This window comes from Rhodococcus sp. UFZ-B548 (assembly GCF_903819475.1).
GTDB lineage: Bacteria > Actinomycetota > Actinomycetes > Mycobacteriales > Mycobacteriaceae > Rhodococcus_F > Rhodococcus_F erythropolis.
Map to the genome: position 1 here is coordinate 63,610 of NZ_CAIJDS010000026.1, position 18,142 is coordinate 81,751.

General features: G+C 62.0%; 15 protein-coding genes and 1 riboswitch. Of the genes, 8 read left to right on the forward strand and 7 right to left on the reverse strand.

Annotation, left to right across the window (positions count from 1 at the left end; all coding sequences use genetic code 11):
• Positions 1-6 precede the first annotated feature (6 nt).
• Complete coding sequence (locus H7C86_RS21480) at positions 7-1,110, reverse strand: membrane protein (protein WP_003941129.1); 1,104 nt, start codon at positions 1,108-1,110, stop codon at positions 7-9.
• Between the two features lie 126 nt (positions 1,111-1,236).
• Between H7C86_RS21480 and H7C86_RS21485 the strand changes: the two genes are divergently transcribed.
• The 3 genes from H7C86_RS21485 to H7C86_RS21495 all read left to right on the forward strand — a co-directional run bounded on the left by H7C86_RS21485 (position 1,237) and on the right by H7C86_RS21495 (position 5,795).
• A complete protein-coding gene (locus tag H7C86_RS21485) occupies positions 1,237-1,821 on the forward strand; it encodes a TetR/AcrR family transcriptional regulator (protein WP_029254386.1) in 585 nt (194 codons plus the stop codon).
• A gap of 45 nt (positions 1,822-1,866) precedes the next feature.
• Positions 1,867-2,040, forward strand: a riboswitch (M-box (ykoK) riboswitch).
• Between the two features lie 347 nt (positions 2,041-2,387).
• Complete coding sequence (gene mgtA, locus H7C86_RS21490; protein ID WP_182262201.1) at positions 2,388-5,081, forward strand: magnesium-translocating P-type ATPase; 2,694 nt, start codon at positions 2,388-2,390, stop codon at positions 5,079-5,081.
• Positions 5,082-5,090: 9 nt separating this feature from the next.
• Positions 5,091-5,795 carry an MgtC/SapB family protein gene (locus H7C86_RS21495; RefSeq protein ID WP_003941187.1) on the forward strand — a complete coding sequence of 235 codons (705 nt, stop codon included), beginning with the start codon at positions 5,091-5,093 and terminating at the stop codon, positions 5,793-5,795.
• A gap of 19 nt (positions 5,796-5,814) precedes the next feature.
• Here H7C86_RS21495 and H7C86_RS21500 read toward each other — a convergent pair whose 3' ends face one another.
• The 6 genes from H7C86_RS21500 to H7C86_RS21525 form a co-directional block, all read right to left on the reverse strand.
• Complete coding sequence (locus H7C86_RS21500; RefSeq protein WP_151531941.1) at positions 5,815-7,176, reverse strand: lipase family protein; 1,362 nt, start codon at positions 7,174-7,176, stop codon at positions 5,815-5,817.
• A gap of 64 nt (positions 7,177-7,240) precedes the next feature.
• Positions 7,241-7,690, reverse strand: a complete 450-nt coding sequence (locus H7C86_RS21505; protein WP_151531942.1) for a GNAT family N-acetyltransferase — start codon at positions 7,688-7,690, stop codon at positions 7,241-7,243.
• Positions 7,691-7,708: 18 nt separating this feature from the next.
• The gene (locus tag H7C86_RS21510) at positions 7,709-8,083 is read right to left on the reverse strand and encodes a GNAT family N-acetyltransferase (RefSeq protein WP_259349263.1); all 375 of its coding nucleotides are present in this window, start codon (positions 8,081-8,083) and stop codon (positions 7,709-7,711) included.
• Between the two features lie 104 nt (positions 8,084-8,187).
• Entirely contained in the window at positions 8,188-10,182 is a 1,995-nt protein-coding gene (locus H7C86_RS21515) for a TerD family protein (RefSeq protein WP_047889595.1), read from the reverse strand.
• A 229-nt stretch (positions 10,183-10,411) separates the two neighbouring features.
• Positions 10,412-11,533 carry a DUF475 domain-containing protein gene (locus H7C86_RS21520; protein WP_182262203.1) on the reverse strand — a complete coding sequence of 374 codons (1,122 nt, stop codon included), beginning with the start codon at positions 11,531-11,533 and terminating at the stop codon, positions 10,412-10,414.
• Between the two features lie 137 nt (positions 11,534-11,670).
• Positions 11,671-12,246 carry a TerD family protein gene (locus H7C86_RS21525; protein WP_020906049.1) on the reverse strand — a complete coding sequence of 192 codons (576 nt, stop codon included), beginning with the start codon at positions 12,244-12,246 and terminating at the stop codon, positions 11,671-11,673.
• Positions 12,247-12,489: 243 nt separating this feature from the next.
• Between H7C86_RS21525 and H7C86_RS21530 the strand changes: the two genes are divergently transcribed.
• The 5 genes from H7C86_RS21530 (at position 12,490) to H7C86_RS21550 (ending at position 18,131) form a co-directional block, all read left to right on the forward strand.
• On the forward strand, positions 12,490-13,635 hold the full coding sequence (locus H7C86_RS21530) for a hypothetical protein (protein ID WP_007727045.1): 1,146 nt from the start codon (positions 12,490-12,492) through the stop codon (positions 13,633-13,635).
• 92 nt (positions 13,636-13,727) lie between these two features.
• Entirely contained in the window at positions 13,728-14,885 is a 1,158-nt protein-coding gene (locus H7C86_RS21535; protein WP_259349264.1) for an HpcH/HpaI aldolase/citrate lyase family protein, read from the forward strand.
• The gene (locus H7C86_RS21540; protein ID WP_182262205.1) at positions 14,882-16,171 is read left to right on the forward strand and encodes a phosphoribosyltransferase family protein; all 1,290 of its coding nucleotides are present in this window, start codon (positions 14,882-14,884) and stop codon (positions 16,169-16,171) included. Before H7C86_RS21535 ends, H7C86_RS21540 begins: the two co-directional genes overlap by 4 nt.
• Entirely contained in the window at positions 16,168-17,277 is a 1,110-nt protein-coding gene (locus tag H7C86_RS21545) for a cysteine protease StiP family protein (RefSeq protein WP_021342748.1), read from the forward strand. Before H7C86_RS21540 ends, H7C86_RS21545 begins: the two co-directional genes overlap by 4 nt.
• 56 nt (positions 17,278-17,333) lie before the next feature.
• Positions 17,334-18,131: an HAD family hydrolase gene (locus H7C86_RS21550; protein ID WP_051119070.1), complete on the forward strand. Its 798-nt coding sequence runs from the start codon at positions 17,334-17,336 to the stop codon at positions 18,129-18,131.
• The last annotated feature ends 11 nt before the right edge of the window (positions 18,132-18,142 follow it).

Below are 18,142 nucleotides of genomic sequence, written 5' to 3' on the forward strand. Positions count from 1 at the left end.
CTAGGACTAGTCGGCGTTCGCCACAGCTGGAGTCGGCGTCGTGTCGGTGGACTTTCGGTTGCGACGGATCGTGAAGCCGAACAGCATGACCGCACCGATCAGTGCGTACAGGAAAAGCGTCAGAGCAGGCTGGCCGACGCCGACGTTGTTGAAGTAGACGATGCTCCGCACGCCTTCGGTGCCGGCGCCGGGTGTGATCCATCGGCCGATGGCGGCATAGAACGAGGGAATCACGTTGGAGCCGAATGCGCCTCCCGCACTGGGATTGCCGAGAATCACGAAGACGGCGATAGCCAACGGGACTGCCAGAACGCCGATGGCAGCGCGCAATCCGAGTGTGAACATGGCGGTGCCGAACACCACGGCTGTTCCCAGGATCCAGAGTGGGAACCAGTGGCCCGCGAAAGTTCCCAGGACGTGTGAGGTGATGAGTGCGCCGAGGGCTCCCGAGATGATCGAGTAGATCGCGATCACGCCCGTGTGCGCGCTTGCCTGGCGGAGGGTCTTCGGCGCACCGATGAACAGTCCGATGGCTGCCGCAAGGAGATAGCCGCCGACGACCCAGCCGACCGAGAGGTAGAAGCCGGAGAGTCCGCGGTTGTCGTGTGCTCCGACGGGGATCTCGTCGCGGACGACGAACTGTCGGTCCTGCGTCGCCTCGACCTTCGTGAACACCGCTTCGAGCGACGTCGCGATGGAGCTGCCTCCCGCGCTCGCGGTGATCAGGGTGTCCGGTCCGGCCGGGTTGATGACAAACGCGCCCTGGATCTCGCGGTCGTTGATCATGCGGCGAGCGGTCGCCGTGCTGTCGACCACCTGAGCGTCGAGCGGGCTGCCGTCGATGGCGTTGAGTTTGTCGGCGATCTGCTGATCCATGCCGTCCGGTGTGCCCTGATCGGCGATGACCGCGATTTCGATGTCTCGCGGAGTCGGCTGATGGAAGGCGGCGACGTAGCTGAGGATGAAGCCCATCTGCAGCAGGAGCACGCCGACGAACAGCGCGGCCATCACCTTGGGTGCGCCGTATTTCACCAGCAGATTGTCGTGGTGGTGTTCGTCGTGGGTGGAGCTGTTGTCTGGTGCGGCGTGTGCCGGATGCGTAGTGGTCACGAAAGAGTCCTGATCTTGTCAAAAGTAAAGAGCTTGTCAATACCCGAGGTATTGAATACTCTAGGTATCGTGACTGAATCTCGTCAACCGGACTGGACGCCGGTAACCCGCCCCGGACGTGACGTGGTGCGGCAAAGACTGCTCGACGCTGCGGCGGAAGAGTTTGCGGAGCGTGGATTCAGTGCTGCACGTCTCACTGAAGTTGCTCGCCGAGCGGGCTTCACCAAGGGGGCTGTCTACTCCAACTTCGAGTCGAAACAGGATCTGTTCGCCGAACTGTTCGCGCAACGGTCTCTCGAACTGGCCGGCCGTGTGCTTGCCGAGATCGCCGGGATGAACCCGGCCGACGCGGCGGGCAAAGGTGGCGAGGCCATTGCAACGTGGATGGTCGACGACCCGGGGTGGTCACTGCTCGTCCTCGAATTCGGAGTGCTCGCCGGACGTGATCCGCAGATCGCTCAGGCGTACTTACGTGAGCGTCGCCACTTGCGCAGTCAACTCGTGGAGTTGATCGGTGAACGTGCCCGCGAATGGGGAGTGGACGATTCCTTCGATGTGCGGACCACTGCAATCTCGTTGATGGCCTTGATATCCGGGCTCGTTCTCGAGCACTCGGTGGATCCGGAAGAAGTTGATCAGAGCGTGATGGGTGCCGCCGTGACGGCACTCTTCGCCGGCGCCGTCGCACGGGCAGGATTGCCCGCCGTCTGAGTTGCTCGGTTGACAGGCAACAGATTTGAGAACTACCCTCTGGGTGCAGTACCTCGTTAGGTGAGGCTTCTGCACGAACACAGGCCACTGATCTCACGACGTCGAGAGACGCCCAAGGTTAGGACAGATCTCCCCGGCTTAAGGGGTGATCCAAAGTGGCTTCCCGGTCTTGATCGGGACACGTCGTGCAGTGCCAAAACTCGGACGTGGAGGTGTTTTCGCAGCTTGATGCCGGTTTCTTCCGGCGAAGGCGAGAGTACGTCGATATTCGGTTCTCCTGGCGTGTGCTGTGCGCACGTACTTTGTGTGGCGTCATCGGACGCCCCGAACTTTCAGGAGGTGACCATCGTGGACGACCCGCCGAGTCGATATTCGACCCATCCTTCTGTTCTTACCGACGGTGCTCACCCCGGCATTTTGCTCGTCAGTCTCTGACCTTCGCACCCTCGGTTTCATCTGCGCGGCTTTGCCGCGTCCGCTGACGACTTCCGTTGTCGTTCAGCGCATTCTGCTGCCCTCATGCACTGGCATGGTCCCGTGCGCGCTGGCAGTCGAGGAGATTCGTCATGTCATTTTCCGTTCTCGCATTGCGGCCACGGCCCACGAGAAACAGTGCACAACAAACACCTTCAACGGTCCTGGCAAAAGAAAGCGCACAGGAATTGGTCGACTACTCGGCCTCGGACACGCGCACCGTTCTCGCAGATCTGACTACGACGGCCAACGGCCTTCGTGACGATCAGATCGACGATCTTCGTCGGCAATACGGGCGCAACGATGTCCGCCACGACCGCCCGGCACCGGCGATCGTGCAGTTCGCGCAAGCTTTCAAGAATCCGTTCATCTTGATCCTGGTGTTCCTCGCCCTGATCATGGTCGGGACCGACGTGGTGTGGGCAGACCCGGAAGACGGTCCCTCCTACGAGGGCATCATCACCCTCGGGCTGATGATCTTTGTCAGTGTGTCCCTGAGGTTCTGGCAGGAATACCGTTCGAGTCGGGCCGCCGAGGCACTCAAGGCCATGGTCACGACAACTGTCGCGGCCACCCGCAAGATCAACAACACAGTGGTCACGGCTGAGATTCCGATCGAGCAGCTACTGCCAGGTGATGTAGTCCAGCTTGCCGCAGGCGACATGATCCCGGCCGATGTCCGCATCATCCGGGCCAAGGATCTACAGGTCAATCAGTCAATGCTCAGCGGTGAGTCGATGCCGGCCGAGAAGTCGGCGGAACCGTCGACGGGGATCGACGTCGATCGGCTGCTCGAGGCCGAGAACATCGGGTTCATGGGTACTTCCGTCGTGTCGGGCAGCGGCACCGCCGTCGCGGTGCACACCGGCAAGCGGACTTACTTCGGTGCCATGACAGCACAATTGGCGTCCAAGCGACCCGAAACCAGCTTCGACGTCGGGGTGCGCAGTGTCAGCTACCTGCTGATCAAGTTCATGCTGATCATGGTTCCCGCGGTGTTCATCATCAACGGACTGACCAAGGACTGGAGCCAAGCACTACTCTTCGGCGTCGCCACCGCAGTGGGGTTGACCCCCGAAATGTTGCCGCTCATCGTGACTGCGAACCTGGCCAAGGGTGCGCTCCACATGTCGCGCAAGAAGGTGATCGTCAAGCAGATCAACGCGATTCAGAACTTCGGCGCCATGGACGTTCTGTGCACGGACAAGACCGGAACTCTCACCGAGGACCGCATCGTTCTCGGTGAGCATCTCGATACTGCCGGACGTAAGTCCGAGGACGTATTGCGGCTAGCGGCAGTCAATTCCGTGAATCAGACCGGATTGCGCAGTCTTCTCGACGACGCGGTGATCGAGGCCGCCGGTCCCGAAGTGGTCGAGGAGATCTCGCGTCGGCACGGGTTGGTGGACGAGATTCCCTTCGACTTCAAACGCCGTCGACTCTCCGTGGTGGTCGACCACGGCGACGCCGATCTGATCGTCACCAAAGGTGCAGTGGAAGAGCTCCTTTCGGTCTGTGAATCGGTGGAACTGGACGGGGTGACCCACCAATTGACGCCGGGATGGCTGGCCCGAGTCGACCGTCTGGTGGCGGAACTGAACGGTCAGGGCAAGCGAGTGCTTGCGGTGGCAACCAAGACAGTCGTCGAAGAGCAGCGCCGCGAGTACTCGACGGCCGACGAAGAGGGTATGACCCTGGTTGGACTGCTGGCCTTCCTCGACCCGCCGAAGGAATCTGCGGCCGGGGCGATCGAAGCCCTCGCGAGCCACGGAGTCGCGGTCAAGGTAGTGACGGGTGACAACGAATTGGTCGCCGAAACCGTCTGCGGCAAAGTCGGTATCGATGTCGGGACCGTGGTCTCCGGCGCCGAGATCGAAGCGTTGAACGACGACGCCCTCGACGAGTTGGTGCAGCGGACAACCGTCTTCGCGAAGACGGATCCGATGCAGAAGGCACGCATTGTCGAATCGCTGCGCCGGGTCGGCCACACGGTTGGTTTCCTTGGTGACGGTGTCAACGACGCACCCGCACTTCGGGCGGCGGACGTCGGCATCTCCGTCGACACAGCGGCGGACATCGCCCGCGAATCCGCGGACATCATCTTGCTGGAGAAGGACCTCGGCGTACTCGAACAAGGAGTCATCGAAGGGCGTCGTACCTTCGGAAACATCCAGAAGTACATCAAGATGACTGCGTCGTCGAACTTCGGGAACGTCTTCTCGGTGCTCGTCGCCAGTGCCTTGCTGCCGTTCATCCCCATGATTCCCGTAGTTCTGTTGTTGCAGAACCTGATCTACGATCTCTCGATGCTCACGATCCCGTGGGACCGCGTCGACGACGACTTCCTCGCGAAGCCCCGCAAGTGGGAGACCAAGAGCCTTCGCCGGTTCATGGTGTTCATCGGCCCGATCAGTTCGATCTTCGACATCTCGACCTTCGCGCTGATGTGGTTCGTGTTCGCTGCCAACTCTCCCGAGCATGCAGCGCTGTTCCAATCGGGTTGGTTCATCGAGTCATTGATCTCGCAGACGCTGATCGTTCACATGATCCGCACCCGCAAGATCCCATTCATCCAGTCGCGTGCTTCGCTTCCGGTACTGCTCAGCACGGGCGCCGCCTGCGTCTTCGCGCTGGTGTTCCCGTTCACGTCCTGGGGCCATTCCCTCGGGTTGGTTTCACTGCCGTGGAACTACTTCCCGTGGTTGGTCCTCACTCTCGCGGCTTACTGCGTCGTCACGCAGGTGGCCAAGGGAATGTTCATCCGTCGATTCGCGACCTGGCTCTAGGAGTTCACCGTGGAAATCCACGTCATCCTTGTGCGGATAGCGCTCGGACTCGTCCTCGGCGCTGCCGTCGGGATCGAAAGGCAATGGCGCGCAAGGATGGCGGGTTTGCGAACCAACGCGTTGGTGAGCTTGGGTGCGACGCTCTTCGTCATCATGGGCGCGTACGGGTTTCAGGGGCCGGACGCTGATCCGACGCGCGTCGCAGCGCAGATCGTCTCGGGGATCGGCTTCCTCGGTGCCGGGGTGATCATGAAGCAGGGAGCCTCCGTCACCGGCCTGAACACCGCCGCAACCTTGTGGGCCACGGCCGCCGTCGGTGCGCTGGCAGGCGGCGGAATGTACTGGGTTGCGGTGTTCGGTGCCGGTGCAATCATGTTGGCGAACACGTTGTTGAGGCCGTTGGGCCGGATGATGGATCACCAGCCTGCCCGCACCGGGCGCGAGGAACCGCCGGCTGACTACACCTTCGAGGTGACCTGCCACGGTGACGCCGAAGCTCACATCAGAGGGCTTACCGTGCAGTCCATTTCGAGGCCGGAGTTCCAGCTCCGGTCAGTGCAGTCCTTCGACATCCCGGACAGCGACCGCGTACGAGTGGTCGCGGAATTGGCCGCAGCGGAGCGTGACGACGGACTCCTGGAATCCGCCGTCAGCCGGCTGAGCTTGGAACCGTTGGTGACTCACGTTCGCTGGGAGGTGGAGCCGTCGAAGTAGAATCGGACGTCTCTGTCAGCTAGCGGGCATGTTCCTGTGGTGCAAGGGAGTTCCCGGGTGCGATGCTTGCGCAGTTGGACGGAGCAGGCTTGCCGGTGAATCGGTCGTCGATCCAGGTGAGCGCACCGGGGAGCCAGAGCATGGCGCCGAGGAAGTGGCTGATGGTGTCGTACTGGTCGTACTGAATCGGCAGGCCGGCGTCGCAATACTTGCGTGCGAGGGTGCGGACGTCGCCCGTGATCATGACGCCGTCGCCCGCTCCGACGCCGGGGCCACCGGGTTGGGTGCCCTCGATGGTGCCGTTGGCCGCCTGAGCGATGAACATCGGAATCGTCGGTGTCGCAGCGGTGCCCATGTTGATCTTGTTCACGACATCGACGTACTCGGGAACCGTATTGGGATCGGCGTACTCGGGCTTGACCAGTTCCTGCCAGGTCAGACCGGGGTACTGTGCCAGCACGTTGCCGATGGACGCGTCTTCGAGTCGAGCCATGACGTCGCGTCCACGGTCACTGAGATACTTTCCGAAATCGATGTCGTACGAACGCGCAACGCCGACGATAGCCATGCCGACGACGCCGCCCCACCCGATGCTTCCGCTCGCGTAGCGAAGGTTGTTGGCCGGATTGACCAGCACGCCGCCCTGCGCGGCACCGATCAAGTTGTCGTTGATCTCCGGTGCGTACGCGGGAGCGAGGATCGAAGCCCAGTTGGTGGCGATCGCTCCGCCGGAGTACCCCATCAGCGCGATCTCTGCGTCGTCGGTGATTCCGGTTTCCGGGACATCTTTGGCCGCACGCAGAGCGTCGAGCGTCATCATCCCGTATTCGGGTCCGGCAGCGAAGTTTGCATCCGGGCCTTCGGTGTCCGGGACGACGATCGTGTAGCCGAGGGCGAAGAGCGGCCCGAACAAGGCTGCCTCGATGGACGTGAAGGTTCCGCCGACGTTGAAATTGCGCCCACTCGGCGTCCAATCTCCGATCGGGGTGTTGCCCGCGATGGCCCGCGACGGACTGTCGTCGGGGTTCAGTGAATCGTAAAAGGATTGGTACGAAACAACTTTGTCCGGTTGACCGTTGGCCGGGCGCAGGATCGAGGTGACGTTGGCCGACGGCTGACCGAGGGCGTCGGTTGATCGGTAGAGAACCTGCACTGCCTGTATCGGGGTCGGGATGTTGAGAATGGTGTACGGCACGGTGCGAGTCTCGAGGACCGCGCCTGGAGCGTACGACGAGAGAGGCGCCGCGCCCTCGTAGCTGTAGAAACTGTCATCAGGGGACTGGGCAAGAGCCGGCTGCGCGAGTGCTGCCGGTGCACCGACGCCTGTCAGTGCAACCGCGAGTACTCCGACAACTGTGCGAGATAAGACCCTTGACGACATACTCGTCCTCCACATTGGTGTGCCGCGCCCCACCCTGAGATCGCGGTGTGACGACCACCATATATTACTCGCGGGTAATGTGGGGATCGGTCAGATCGGGCGCAGGCTCGAGGTCTCGGCGTAGGAAGATTTCGGAGGGCTCGCCTGGGAGTAACAGAACTCCCGCGTCGCTGTATCCCATTGCGCGATAGAAGTTCTGGGCTGATTCGTCGGCGAGTGTGGAGGTGAGGACCTGCGAGTGTCCCGCGCGGCTCATGCGTTTTTCCCAATCTGTGACCAAAGCGCGCCCGATGCCTTGGCCGCGGTTCGAAGACAGGACGGTCAGCATGTTCATGAACGGAATCTCGTCCCAGAACAAGCCCCAGCGGAGCCATCCGATTGGTTTCCCGCTGTCCTCGGCGACGAGTATCCGGCCGCGTTGGATCACTGACGCGAGTTCCTCGGCTGCGATGTGTGAGTCGTGCTCACGTAAGAACGGCAAGTCTGTCTGCGCTGCGACGCGAATGTTCACCACAGAAGTCAGTATCGCCGTTCAGTCGGAGTTGATGGCGTTCGGCTTGGACAGGTAGACGACTCCGGGGATGTGGCTGGGGTCCGGCGGCAATTGGGAGTAGCCCGCTCGGGTGTACAGGCGAATGTTCCGCACGCTCTTGCTTCCGGTGAACAGCTCGAAACTTGTGGTGTGCTCCGGAGCGTTCTGTTCCACGTGCTGCAAGAGGCGTCGACCGAGGCCATTGCCCGCCAAGTCCGGTGCCACCATGAGGCGCCCTATCTGCCATGTGGTTCCGTCCGCGGTGCCTCGCACTGCCCCGACGAGCCGACCGCCGCGTCGTGCGGTCCAGACCGTCGACTGCTGAACCCAGGCCCGGACCGTGGGTAGGTCCTCGTGGAGCGGGGGTATGTCCATGCTGTTGTTCGAGATTGCTTCCGAGACCCAGCAACAGCGTTGTAGAACAAGGATTTCCGCGGCGTCCTCGTCCGTTGCGCGCTCTATGACTATCTCGTTCAATTTCAGTCTTCGTTGTCGACTTGTTCTTCACGAGGGAGATCGGACGCTTTAGGTGCGGCGGGGACCCATTCCCGGAGTGGTTGAACGACTTCGGAATAGAACACCTCGGCTGAACTTGTGACGCTGCTGATGAAACTTGCAGCAGTGCCCGCACGCTTGCTGCCGAGGGGGAAGGACTGTGTCAGCACGAATGAAGTGAGTTGACCGCCTTGCCCGTCCGTCAGTAGACGCGGTGTTGCTCGGGCCGATGTAAGAATCTCGCATGTCGACGCGGCAGGACCGGTGAACAACGCTTCGACCAACAAGTCCTCGGGTGCATTTTTCAATTGACGCAAAGCCCAAGTAACCCGTTTTCCTGCGGTACCTTCGTCAGGAGCGGAAACCGTTGTACTGCAGCTCACTTTGTTGGTTCTCAAATCGGCGGTAACCCGTAACTCTCCGGCTGCGTCGGGGATCCGGAGGGTGGCGCTGAAGGTGCCGTCGTTCGCCAATTCGTTGACCGTCAGCGCGGTACGCGCTTCCGCGTCGTTGACTACCCGGCGGGGCAACACATGTTTGACGATGACACCGAGATCAGCTGTGAACCGCAGCGCAAGATTTCGTGCGAGCGCGATCCACGACTGAGCGACGGCCGCTGCCTTCGGATCTCCAGGACGTAGAGTCCCGGCGCTGACGGAATCGCGTATCGATACCCAGTGACGACCCATGTCGACGAACTCCTCGGCCCCTGACTTGGGATGTTCGATGTACCGGAGAAATTCGCTGAGAATCCAACCTTGCAGAGGATTGTCGATTCCGCCGTGCGAGAGCACCATCCGGGCCTCATGGATGACTTCTGCCCAAGAGAGATGCCGCAGCGCAACTTTGGTGAGCTTGCGCTTGTCCACCTCGACGGGTAATTCGCCGGCGCCGGCAGGCAAGTCGTTGGACAGGCTGATCACGACGTCGTACTTGTTCTTCTTGGCGACGTCGAGATAGTTTTCGAGCTGCTCTCGGGTATGGGTGCCTGCTCCAGTCTTTGCTTCGAGCAAGCCGGTCCAGAGCCGGCTTCCGCGGGCGATGCGCCACACCGCATCCGGGATCACCCGAGATTCACCTTTGACGTAGGGAACTTCGACATAGCCCTCGAACGAGCCGGCCGGTGCGCCCACGCGGGACGAAACCGCCCGCGCAAACAATGGAACCGCTTGCATCGTGGAAACCAATGCCGACGTCGTGCGTCGTTCTTGTTCCTCGCCGGTTCCGACGCCGATCACCGAGAAGAGTCGTGCAGGTTGCCAGGTCTCGGACTCGGCGTGCTTGAATTCGGGTAGTGGAGCCTTCTTGGGCACGGGCTTCGCTGTACGAACCCCGCGCTGCCGTGCGGGCTTTGGTGGCGTCGTGGGTTCGGTGACTGGTGGATCGGATTCCGATATCGGTTGGGGTGTCTCCAGCTCAGGTGACGACGGCTCCTCGACGGGGGCATCCTCGCTCACGTCGACTCCGAAGTCTTCGGCGAGCCCGGCGAGTCCTGAAGCCCAACCTTGGCCGATGGCGCGAAGTTTCCACTTCCCGTTGCGCCGATAGACCTGACCGAAGACGAAGGCGGTTTCGGTGGATGCGTCGGCGGTGACGTATTCGGCGATAGGAGAGCCGCCGGAATCGACCAGTTGGAGCGCAAGTTTGCCGAGGTCTCCGAAAGAGCCGGAGTCGACGCTGCCTACCAACGCGATCGCATCGACCTGTTCGGGTACAGCAGCGAGGTGGACGAGGAGGCGCTCGTGCGGGCCGGATTCGGCTTCGCGGCGGCCGAGATAGCGAACCGAGCCGTCAGCAGATTCCTGTTGGTTGTAGAAGACGAAGTCCGCGTCGGACCTGACTTTTCCGTCGGCACCCAGAAGCAATGCCGAGGCATCGACACCGAATTCCGTATTGTCCCAGGTGATCACGATGTCGATCTGATCGAGTTCGTCGGGGAGCTCGATGTTCTGGCCTTTGGACAGAAACTGGTCTTCCACGACTTTCCCCCTCATCACTGTGCACAATCGGATTTCGCCTCTTGATTGTGCCGGGGTGGGTCGAGATTTGTGCGGTTTCGCACCCGCAGGGCAATTGTTCACCCGCAGGCTGAATTTGGCGCGCGGCTGAACAATTGGCGCGCGGCTGTGAATGCAGAGCGTTTCAATTCAGGCATAACAAACAAAACGCCCGCAACCAATTGGTCGCGGGCGTTTCGTGAAAAGAACGTCAGACAGTTGCCGGAGTGTTCTCGTCCAACTTCGGATCTTCGTTCGCGATTCGCTTGTTGCGAATGAGGCTGCTGATGAAAGCAGCGCCGATCAAGAAGACACCGACCAGGCCGGTGATGATCTCGTTGATGTGAACGCCGATGGACACCATCAAGATGACGGCCAGAGCGCCGATGGCCCAGTGCGCACCGTGTTCGAGGTAGACGTAATCGGAGAGCGTGCCCTTGCGGACCAGGAAGACCGTGATGGAACGGACGAACATCGCGCCGACGAAGCCGAGGCCGAGGGCGATGATGATCGGGTCTGCGGTGATGGCGAATGCGCCGATGACGCCGTCGAAGGAGAAGGACGCGTCGAGGACCTCGAGGTAGAGGAACAGGAAGAAGCCGGCTTTGCCGGTTGCCTTCGCGAGCTGCGTGGGGCCGCCGGACTTGGCGGTTTCTTCCTCTTCGCCTTCTTCCGGCAGGTTGAACAGTTCACCCAGTCCGTTGACCGCGATGTAGGTGATCATGCCCAGAACACCCGAGATCATGACGGTGGAAACCTTGTCGTCAGCAGCGAGGAAAGAACCACTGAGAACCAGGACGATGCCGGCCACGACGACGGAGAGCTGATCGAGCTTGCCGATGCGAGCGAGGGGCTTCTCCAGCCAGGACAGCCAGGTGATCTCACGCTCTTCGAAGATGAAACCGAGGAAGAGCATCAGCAGGAACATGCCGCCGAAGGCAGCGATCTGCGGGTGAGCGTCGGTGAGGATGGTTTCGTAGCTCGGCTCGCCGTTGGCGAAGTACGCGGCGTCGTCCGCAGGCGGGTTCAATGCCAGATCGAGTGCAGCAACAGGTCCGAGCCCGGAAGCAGCCCAGACGATCACGAGCGGGAACACCAGACGCATACCGAAGACGGCGATGACAATGCCGATGGTAAGGAAGATCTTCTGCCAGAAGTCACTCATTCTTCGCAGAACGGTGGCATTGATGACGGCGTTGTCGAAGGAAAGCGAGATTTCCAGAATCGACAGGATGATGACGAGGAACAGTGCCTCGGGTCCGCCGTAGATGAACGCGACGATCATCGCGATGATGGAGATCGCGATGGATAAACCGAATATTCGCAGTACCACGGAGCGTGGCCCTTTCTAGTTGGTCAATGCAGAGTGGTTACTGCAAGCGGTCTCTCACCGCATCCGAACGTGAAAACGGGGAGGGTTCCACAGACTACTGCGGAACCTTCCCCGAGTCAGCTCGTCGAGAGCGAAGATCAGACGTTGACGCCGTAATCGCGCGCGATGCCGGACAGGCCGGATGCGTAACCCTGGCCGATTGCGCGGAACTTCCACTCTGCACCGTTGCGGTACAGCTCACCGAAGACCATGGCGGTTTCGGTGGAAGCGTCCTCGGAGAGGTCGTAGCGAGCGAGCTCGTTGCCGTTGGCCTTGTCGACGACGCGGATGTACGCGTTGCGGACCTGACCGAAGGACTGCGAGCGAGCCTCTGCGTCGTAGATCGAGACAGGGAAGACAACGCTTTCGATCTCGGCGGGAACCGCAGCGAGGTTCACGTCGATCTGCTCGTCGTCGCCTTCGCCTTCGCCGTCCGTGTTGTCACCCTTGTGCTCGATCGAGCCGTCGGGCGAGCGGAGGTTGTTGAAGAAGATGAAGTGCTGGTCGGAGAGGACCTTCTTGTTCGAGCCTGCGCCGATTGCGCTGGCGTCGAGGTCGAAAGCAGCGCCGGTGGTGGAACGCGCGTCCCAGCCCAGGCCGACGACCACTGCAGTCAGGTTCGGGGCCTCCTTCGTGAGAGAGACATTGCCGCCTTTGGTCAAGCTGACGCCCATTCAGGGGTCCTTTCAAGAGGAGAGACAAGGCCCACTACGACGCGAAGTCGTCTTGGGAGTGTGTTTACCTCCACCACCCTAACCGCAGTTCCGGTGTGTTCGCCGTAACAGCAGAATTACGAACCGAGAAGCGAAGTGCTGGACCCGTAGGATTCAATCGTGGTGGGAAGATGGTCGGAGCGCTTCAATCGGGGGGCAAGAGTGGGGGAGTCGGTCAGTCGTGCGCGGGAGGCGCAGACGGCCATGGTTTCGGCGTTCCTCGACATGGACAAGCGGCAGACCATCGCGTCGGCAGCAGTCGACGCTTCCGCCGAGCTGTATCCCGAGCGAGGGTTGCGCGCTGCGTGGGAACCCGTTCGGGATCGGTGCTTCCAGGCTGCGTCGGACTACCTCGACACCTCCGAGCGCTATGGCAACGATCAGGTACTCCACCAGAACCCGAACGGTGCTCGGGCGGCGTTCGAAAAGTCGGTAGCCGAACTCGTCGAGGCGGCGAAGGGCGTCGACGCCTTCTACAACGGGCATCGTGCGCACCTCGAGCAGGCGACGGTCACGATGTCCGCCATTCCCGTCCTCGGCCAACAGGCCCGAACCCTGGCAAACGCCGTCCGGGAAAAACTTGCTGCCACCGATCAGCGCTATCGCGAGTACCCGTCGGTGGTGACGGCCTCCGAACACCTCGACGACGCGGTTGCAGCGCTCGACAACGCGCGCTCATCCGGTCGCGCCGACGCAGTCCGCACGCGGGCCGAGAGTGTCCGCGAAGCGGTATCGGCGCTCGAGGAAGCATTGGCAGAAGCCCCGTCGACCCAGCACCGTGCCGAGATGACGATCTCCTCGGTCTCGACCAGGTTGTCGGCAGTGCGCACTCGAGTGGACCGCCTCGACCCGGCGTACTCCGCACTGCTGCGCGAGTTCAACGCCGCGAGTTCCGCTGACCTCGTCGACAACAGCAGTCGCAGTCGAGCGCATATCGATCAGGCCGACATCGATCTCAAGGAAGCGAAGCAGTCGCTGGCTGCGGGAAACCCCGAACATGCACTCGCTTTGATGGCCGAAGCCCGCGTGCACCTCGCCGACGCCGAAGCGTGCGCCGATGCCGTGACGGACCGTCTCGCTACTCTGCGTGCAGTTCGGGCAGATCCGAGCCAAAAGGAACGTGAGGTTCGTTTCCGGCTGAAAGACGCCCAGATGTTCGCTGTTAACCAAGGGTTGGTGGCGGAGTGGGGCTCCGTACTCGATGCTCAACTAGCAAGGATCGAGCGAGCGAGTGCGTCACTGTCGGGAACTCATCCGGACTACTGGTCGTATGTATTACAGCTGGACTCGGTATCGACGTTCATCACCGAAGTTGTCGAGAAGATGCGGGCGCGAGCCGGCAAAAACTGAATGGTCGGGCCGATCGGGGGATCGGAGTTGCTCGACGCGTTGTCACAGGGGGTCGTTTCATGGACTTGATTGCGGTTACAGAGAGAAGAGAAATGCAGCACTTTCAACATCTCGAGGACGAGGTGCGGGAGCAACTGTTCCTGCATGCGCCTCGATCGTTCGCGGATTCCGACGAGAGGGATCTGCTCGCGATTGCTCTGGGTGCAACTCTCTACGTTCCTGCCACCCGAGCCGGGTTGGCCGACATCGTGGTCAAGCGTGCGTCCGAGGGCGTCAGCTCGATGGTGCTCGATCTCGAGGACGCCGTCGCGGATCACGAGGTGGAGTCAGCGCGAGCGAACGCGGTTGACGCTCTCGACAAGATCGCGTCCACCGACGCCGTCGGCATGCTGCTGTTCGTGCGGGTTCGTGAAGTCGCGGACATCCACAAGGTCGCCGCGTCGTTGACCGAGGGGCGCGCCGCGCTCACCGGGTTCGTCATCCCGAAGTTCGGCAGCGAGTCTGGCCCCGTGTTTCTCGACGCCGTCGCGGACGCATCCGAGCTGCTGGGTAAGCATCTCTACGCGATGCCGGTACTCGAATCACCCGCGCTGGTTCACCGCGATACACGTGATCTCGAATTGCGCACCATCAGTGGGATTCTCGCGCAACACCGCGAGCGCATCCTTGCCGTCCGCATCGGCGCCACCGACATGTGCAGCACCTTCGGTATCCGCCGCGACCGCGATCTGACCATCTACGACGTGCGCGTGGTGGTCGACGTCATCGCCGACATCGTCAACTACCTCGGGCGCGCCGACGGTTCGGGGTTTGTCATCACCGGGCCGGTGTGGGAGTACTTCGCCGATCACGAACGCATGTTCCGGCCGATGCTGCGCGCCACCCCGTTCGAGGAACATGACGCTGTCCGGTTCCGTCAGCATCTCGTCAGCCGCGACCTCGACGGTCTGCTCCGTGAGATCGCGCTGGACCGCGCCAACGGAATCCAGGGCAAGACGGTCATCCACCCGTCGCACGTGGCAGCGGTCAATGCACTGTCCGCGGTCACGCACGAGGAATATCACGATGCCCTCGACATTCTCGGTGCCGACGCCGGGGGAGTTCAGGCCTCCGGCTACCGGAACAAGATGAACGAGATGAAGCCGCACCGCAATTGGGCCCATCAGACTGCGCTCCGCGCTCACGTGTTCGGTGTGACCAACAAGGGCATCACGTTCGTCGAGTTGCTGACGGCGTTGGTCGATCGATGACAGAGGTTGTCCAGTCCCGGGACGTTCCCTGGGCTACAGCAGAATTCGGTTTGGACCTCGTTCACGGTGATTCGTCGCTTGGGCATTCGGTGCCCGATCTGGTGATCCCGGGTCTTCGGCGGAATCCGCGTCGCGCTCACCTGCTGGTGTCCACTGTGCTGGGAAAGCACGTGCCCACCGAGCCGTCCGTGGTCATCGGTGCTGCCGACGACCTCGGCGATCTGGTGCGGACAACCCTCGGTGAGGGTGTCGACGTCGTCGTGCTCGGGTTTGCCGAAACCGCAACAGGTTTGGGTCATTGCGTTGCGGCCCGTCTGCGCGCTCACTGCTACCTGCACTCGACTCGTCGCGACGTACTCGGTGCTACGACGCTCGCCGGGTTCGAGGAGGGACACTCGCACGCCACGAGCCATCTGATGCAGCCGACGTCCGCCGAGCTGTTCGAGAACGACCTGCCACTGGTCCTCGTCGACGACGAGATCTCCACCGGCGCCACCGCGATCGATGCCATCCGGGCACTGCACGGGCAATGCCCGCGCAGCCGCTATGTCGTGGCCTCGCTGGTGGACATGAGAACCGAGGAACACCGAGCCGCCAGCGAAGCCGCGGCCACGGAACTGGGTGTACGAATCGACTACGTCTCTCTCGCTTCGGGTTCGACGGTCCTGCCCGACGGCCTGACCGAGCGAGTCACGGCGCTGGATGCTCCGGATCTCAATCCGATCGGTGATCGCCGCGGCACGCTGTCTCGGATGGATCTGCCGTGGCCCGCGCGGGTCCCCGACGGTGGCCGGCACGGTTTTCTCGATGGCGACACCGCGGCATTCGAGTCCGCCGTCGAGGCAGCGGTGTCCATTCTCGGATCGTCGATCGACGCGTCGCGTGCTGTGATCGTGATCGGTCACGAGGAGTTGATGTACCTGCCACTGCGTATCGCTGCGGGCTTGGAAAGCTCTGGGCGAGCGGTTCGGTACCAGACCACGACGCGTTCACCCGCCTACGTCGTAGACGTGCCGGGATACCCGCTGCGTCGCGGGTTCACCTTTCCGGCACCGGAACTGGGCGAGAACGAACCTCGATACGTCTACAACGCGCAGTGGCCTGACGCGGCGGTCGACGCCCTTGCGTTGCTGGTCATCGACGAGCCCGCCGATACCGATCGGTTGACGGCGATGGACGGGGTGATCGAGGTGTTACGGAACTTCGGCACCGACGTCCTGGTCGCCACCGTTCGCGGGGCCGATCCGTCGGCGCTGCGAGAATCCAGAGCAGGAGGCTCGTCATGAACGAACCATTGGTCGGGCCCGAATTCGGTTCGTACGCGCCGGGCGAAGTGAAGTGGCTGCTCAAGGATCTTTCGCACGTGGATCTCGAAGCGGATGTATCCGTGCGCGAGAAGCGTATTCAATCGGGTGAGGCGCACTATGCCGAGTCTCTTCCCATCGAGTACCAACCCGATCAGGCATACCGGGATCTGTTCGAGACGGTGCTCGCCGAGAGCGCTCCACGGTTGGCGCGCGCTGTCGGGACCGTGATGGACTTGGTCTTGGCCGAGCGGGGGAGTGACATCACGCTGGTCTCACTCGCCCGGGCCGGAACACCGATCGGGATTCTGATGCGGCGCTGGGCCCAGCAGACCCGCGGGCTCACGTTGCCGCACTATGCAGTGTCTATCGTCCGCGGCAAGGGTATCGATTCCGTCGCACTCGATTATCTTGCGCACCATCACGACTCGGAGAACGTCGTCTTCGTCGACGGCTGGACAGGTAAGGGCGCCATCGCCCGCGAACTCGACGCAGCGTTGACGGAGTACCACGAGGCGGGTGGAGCCAAGTTCGACTCCGATCTGGCTGTTCTCGCCGACCCCGGCCACTGCGTGCGAACGTACGGAACCCGCGACGACTTCCTGATCGCGTCGGCGTGCCTCAATTCGACGGTGTCCGGCTTGGTCTCACGAACAGTCCTCAACGACACCCTTATCGGGCCCGGCGATTTCCACGGCGCCAAGTTCTACGCCGACCTCGCCGACGTCGACGTCTCCAATCGGTTGCTCGACGTGGTCTCGGCCGAGTTCGACTCCGTTCGCGGCGACGCAGCGGATTCTCTTGCTGCAGTGCTCGATTCCGATCGGACGCCGACCTGGGCCGGCTGGGAGTCGGTGGAGAAGGTGCAGGCCGAGTACGGGATCTCGACGGTCAACTTCGTCAAACCCGGTGTCGGAGAAACAACCAGGGTGTTGCTGCGCCGGCTCCCCTGGAAGGTTCTGGTGCGTGAACTCGACGCCCCGGAGCATGCACACATTCGGTTGTTGGCGCAGGCCCGCGGGGTTCCGGTCGAGGTGGTACCCGACCTCGCCTACTCGTGTGTCGGGCTGATCAAGGACATCACGTGAGCCGTGCGGACACCGCTGCGTCCCAGGTCCTGATCGCCACGGATCTGGACCGCACGATGATCTATTCGCAGGCCGCGATCGGCGGCGATCCCAGTGGCTCCGACCTGGATTCGGCACCGAGCCCGCTGTGCGTCGAGTACTACAACGGCGGTCCGCTCTCGCACATGAGCGTCGAATCGATCGAACTGCTGACCGCGCTGAGCTCGCGGGTTCCGGTGATTCCGACAACCACCAGGACCATTGCGCAGTTCCAGCGGATCGATCTTCCCGGCGGACCGTGGAAGTACGCCATTACGAGCAACGGCGGAAACATCCTGGTGGACGGCGAAGCCGATCGCGAGTGGCGAAACGAGATCGACCGTTCGACCAGCAAGTCCGGCGCCGAGTTGCCGCAGGTTCAGGCGGAACTGGAATCGCGGATCGACTCGAGCTGGGTCAGCTCCATTCGTGTTGCCGACGACCTGTTTCCGTACCTGGTCGTCGATCTGGCCGTGATGCCGAGTGAATTCGAAACCGAATGGAATCACTGGTGCGTGACGCGGGGCTGGAACGTTTCGCGTCAAGGCCGGAAGATCTACACGATGCCCGACGCCGTGTCGAAGTCACGCGCACTGGCAGAGGTGCGCCGCAGACTGGTCGAGTCGGGTGATCTGGATCAATCCGCAGTCGTGATCTCGGCAGGTGACGGCGCATTGGATGCGGACATGCTCGAATACTCCGATTTCGCGATCCGGCCGAGGCACGGTGAGCTGGAAGAACTGAATTGGCAACGGCCGACCGTTACTGTGACAGAAAGGTCCGGTATTGCAGCGAGCGCGGAGATATTGCGGTGGTTCTCTTCCGCGCTCGGGTAATACACGCTCTC

Coding starts and splice junctions, on each gene's coding strand:
- H7C86_RS21510 (WP_259349263.1), bottom strand. CDS start 8,083: ATGGACATACCCCCGCTCCACGAGGACCTACCCACGGTCCGGGCCTGG.
- H7C86_RS21540 (WP_182262205.1), top strand. CDS start 14,882: ATGACAGAGGTTGTCCAGTCCCGGGACGTTCCCTGGGCTACAGCAGAA.
- H7C86_RS21535 (WP_259349264.1), top strand. CDS start 13,728: ATGCAGCACTTTCAACATCTCGAGGACGAGGTGCGGGAGCAACTGTTC.
- mgtA (WP_182262201.1), top strand. CDS start 2,388: ATGTCATTTTCCGTTCTCGCATTGCGGCCACGGCCCACGAGAAACAGT.
- H7C86_RS21545 (WP_021342748.1), top strand. CDS start 16,168: ATGAACGAACCATTGGTCGGGCCCGAATTCGGTTCGTACGCGCCGGGC.
- H7C86_RS21550 (WP_051119070.1), top strand. CDS start 17,334: ATGATCTATTCGCAGGCCGCGATCGGCGGCGATCCCAGTGGCTCCGAC.
- H7C86_RS21525 (WP_020906049.1), bottom strand. CDS start 12,246: ATGGGCGTCAGCTTGACCAAAGGCGGCAATGTCTCTCTCACGAAGGAG.
- H7C86_RS21500 (WP_151531941.1), bottom strand. CDS start 7,176: ATGTCGTCAAGGGTCTTATCTCGCACAGTTGTCGGAGTACTCGCGGTT.
- H7C86_RS21530 (WP_007727045.1), top strand. CDS start 12,490: ATGGTTTCGGCGTTCCTCGACATGGACAAGCGGCAGACCATCGCGTCG.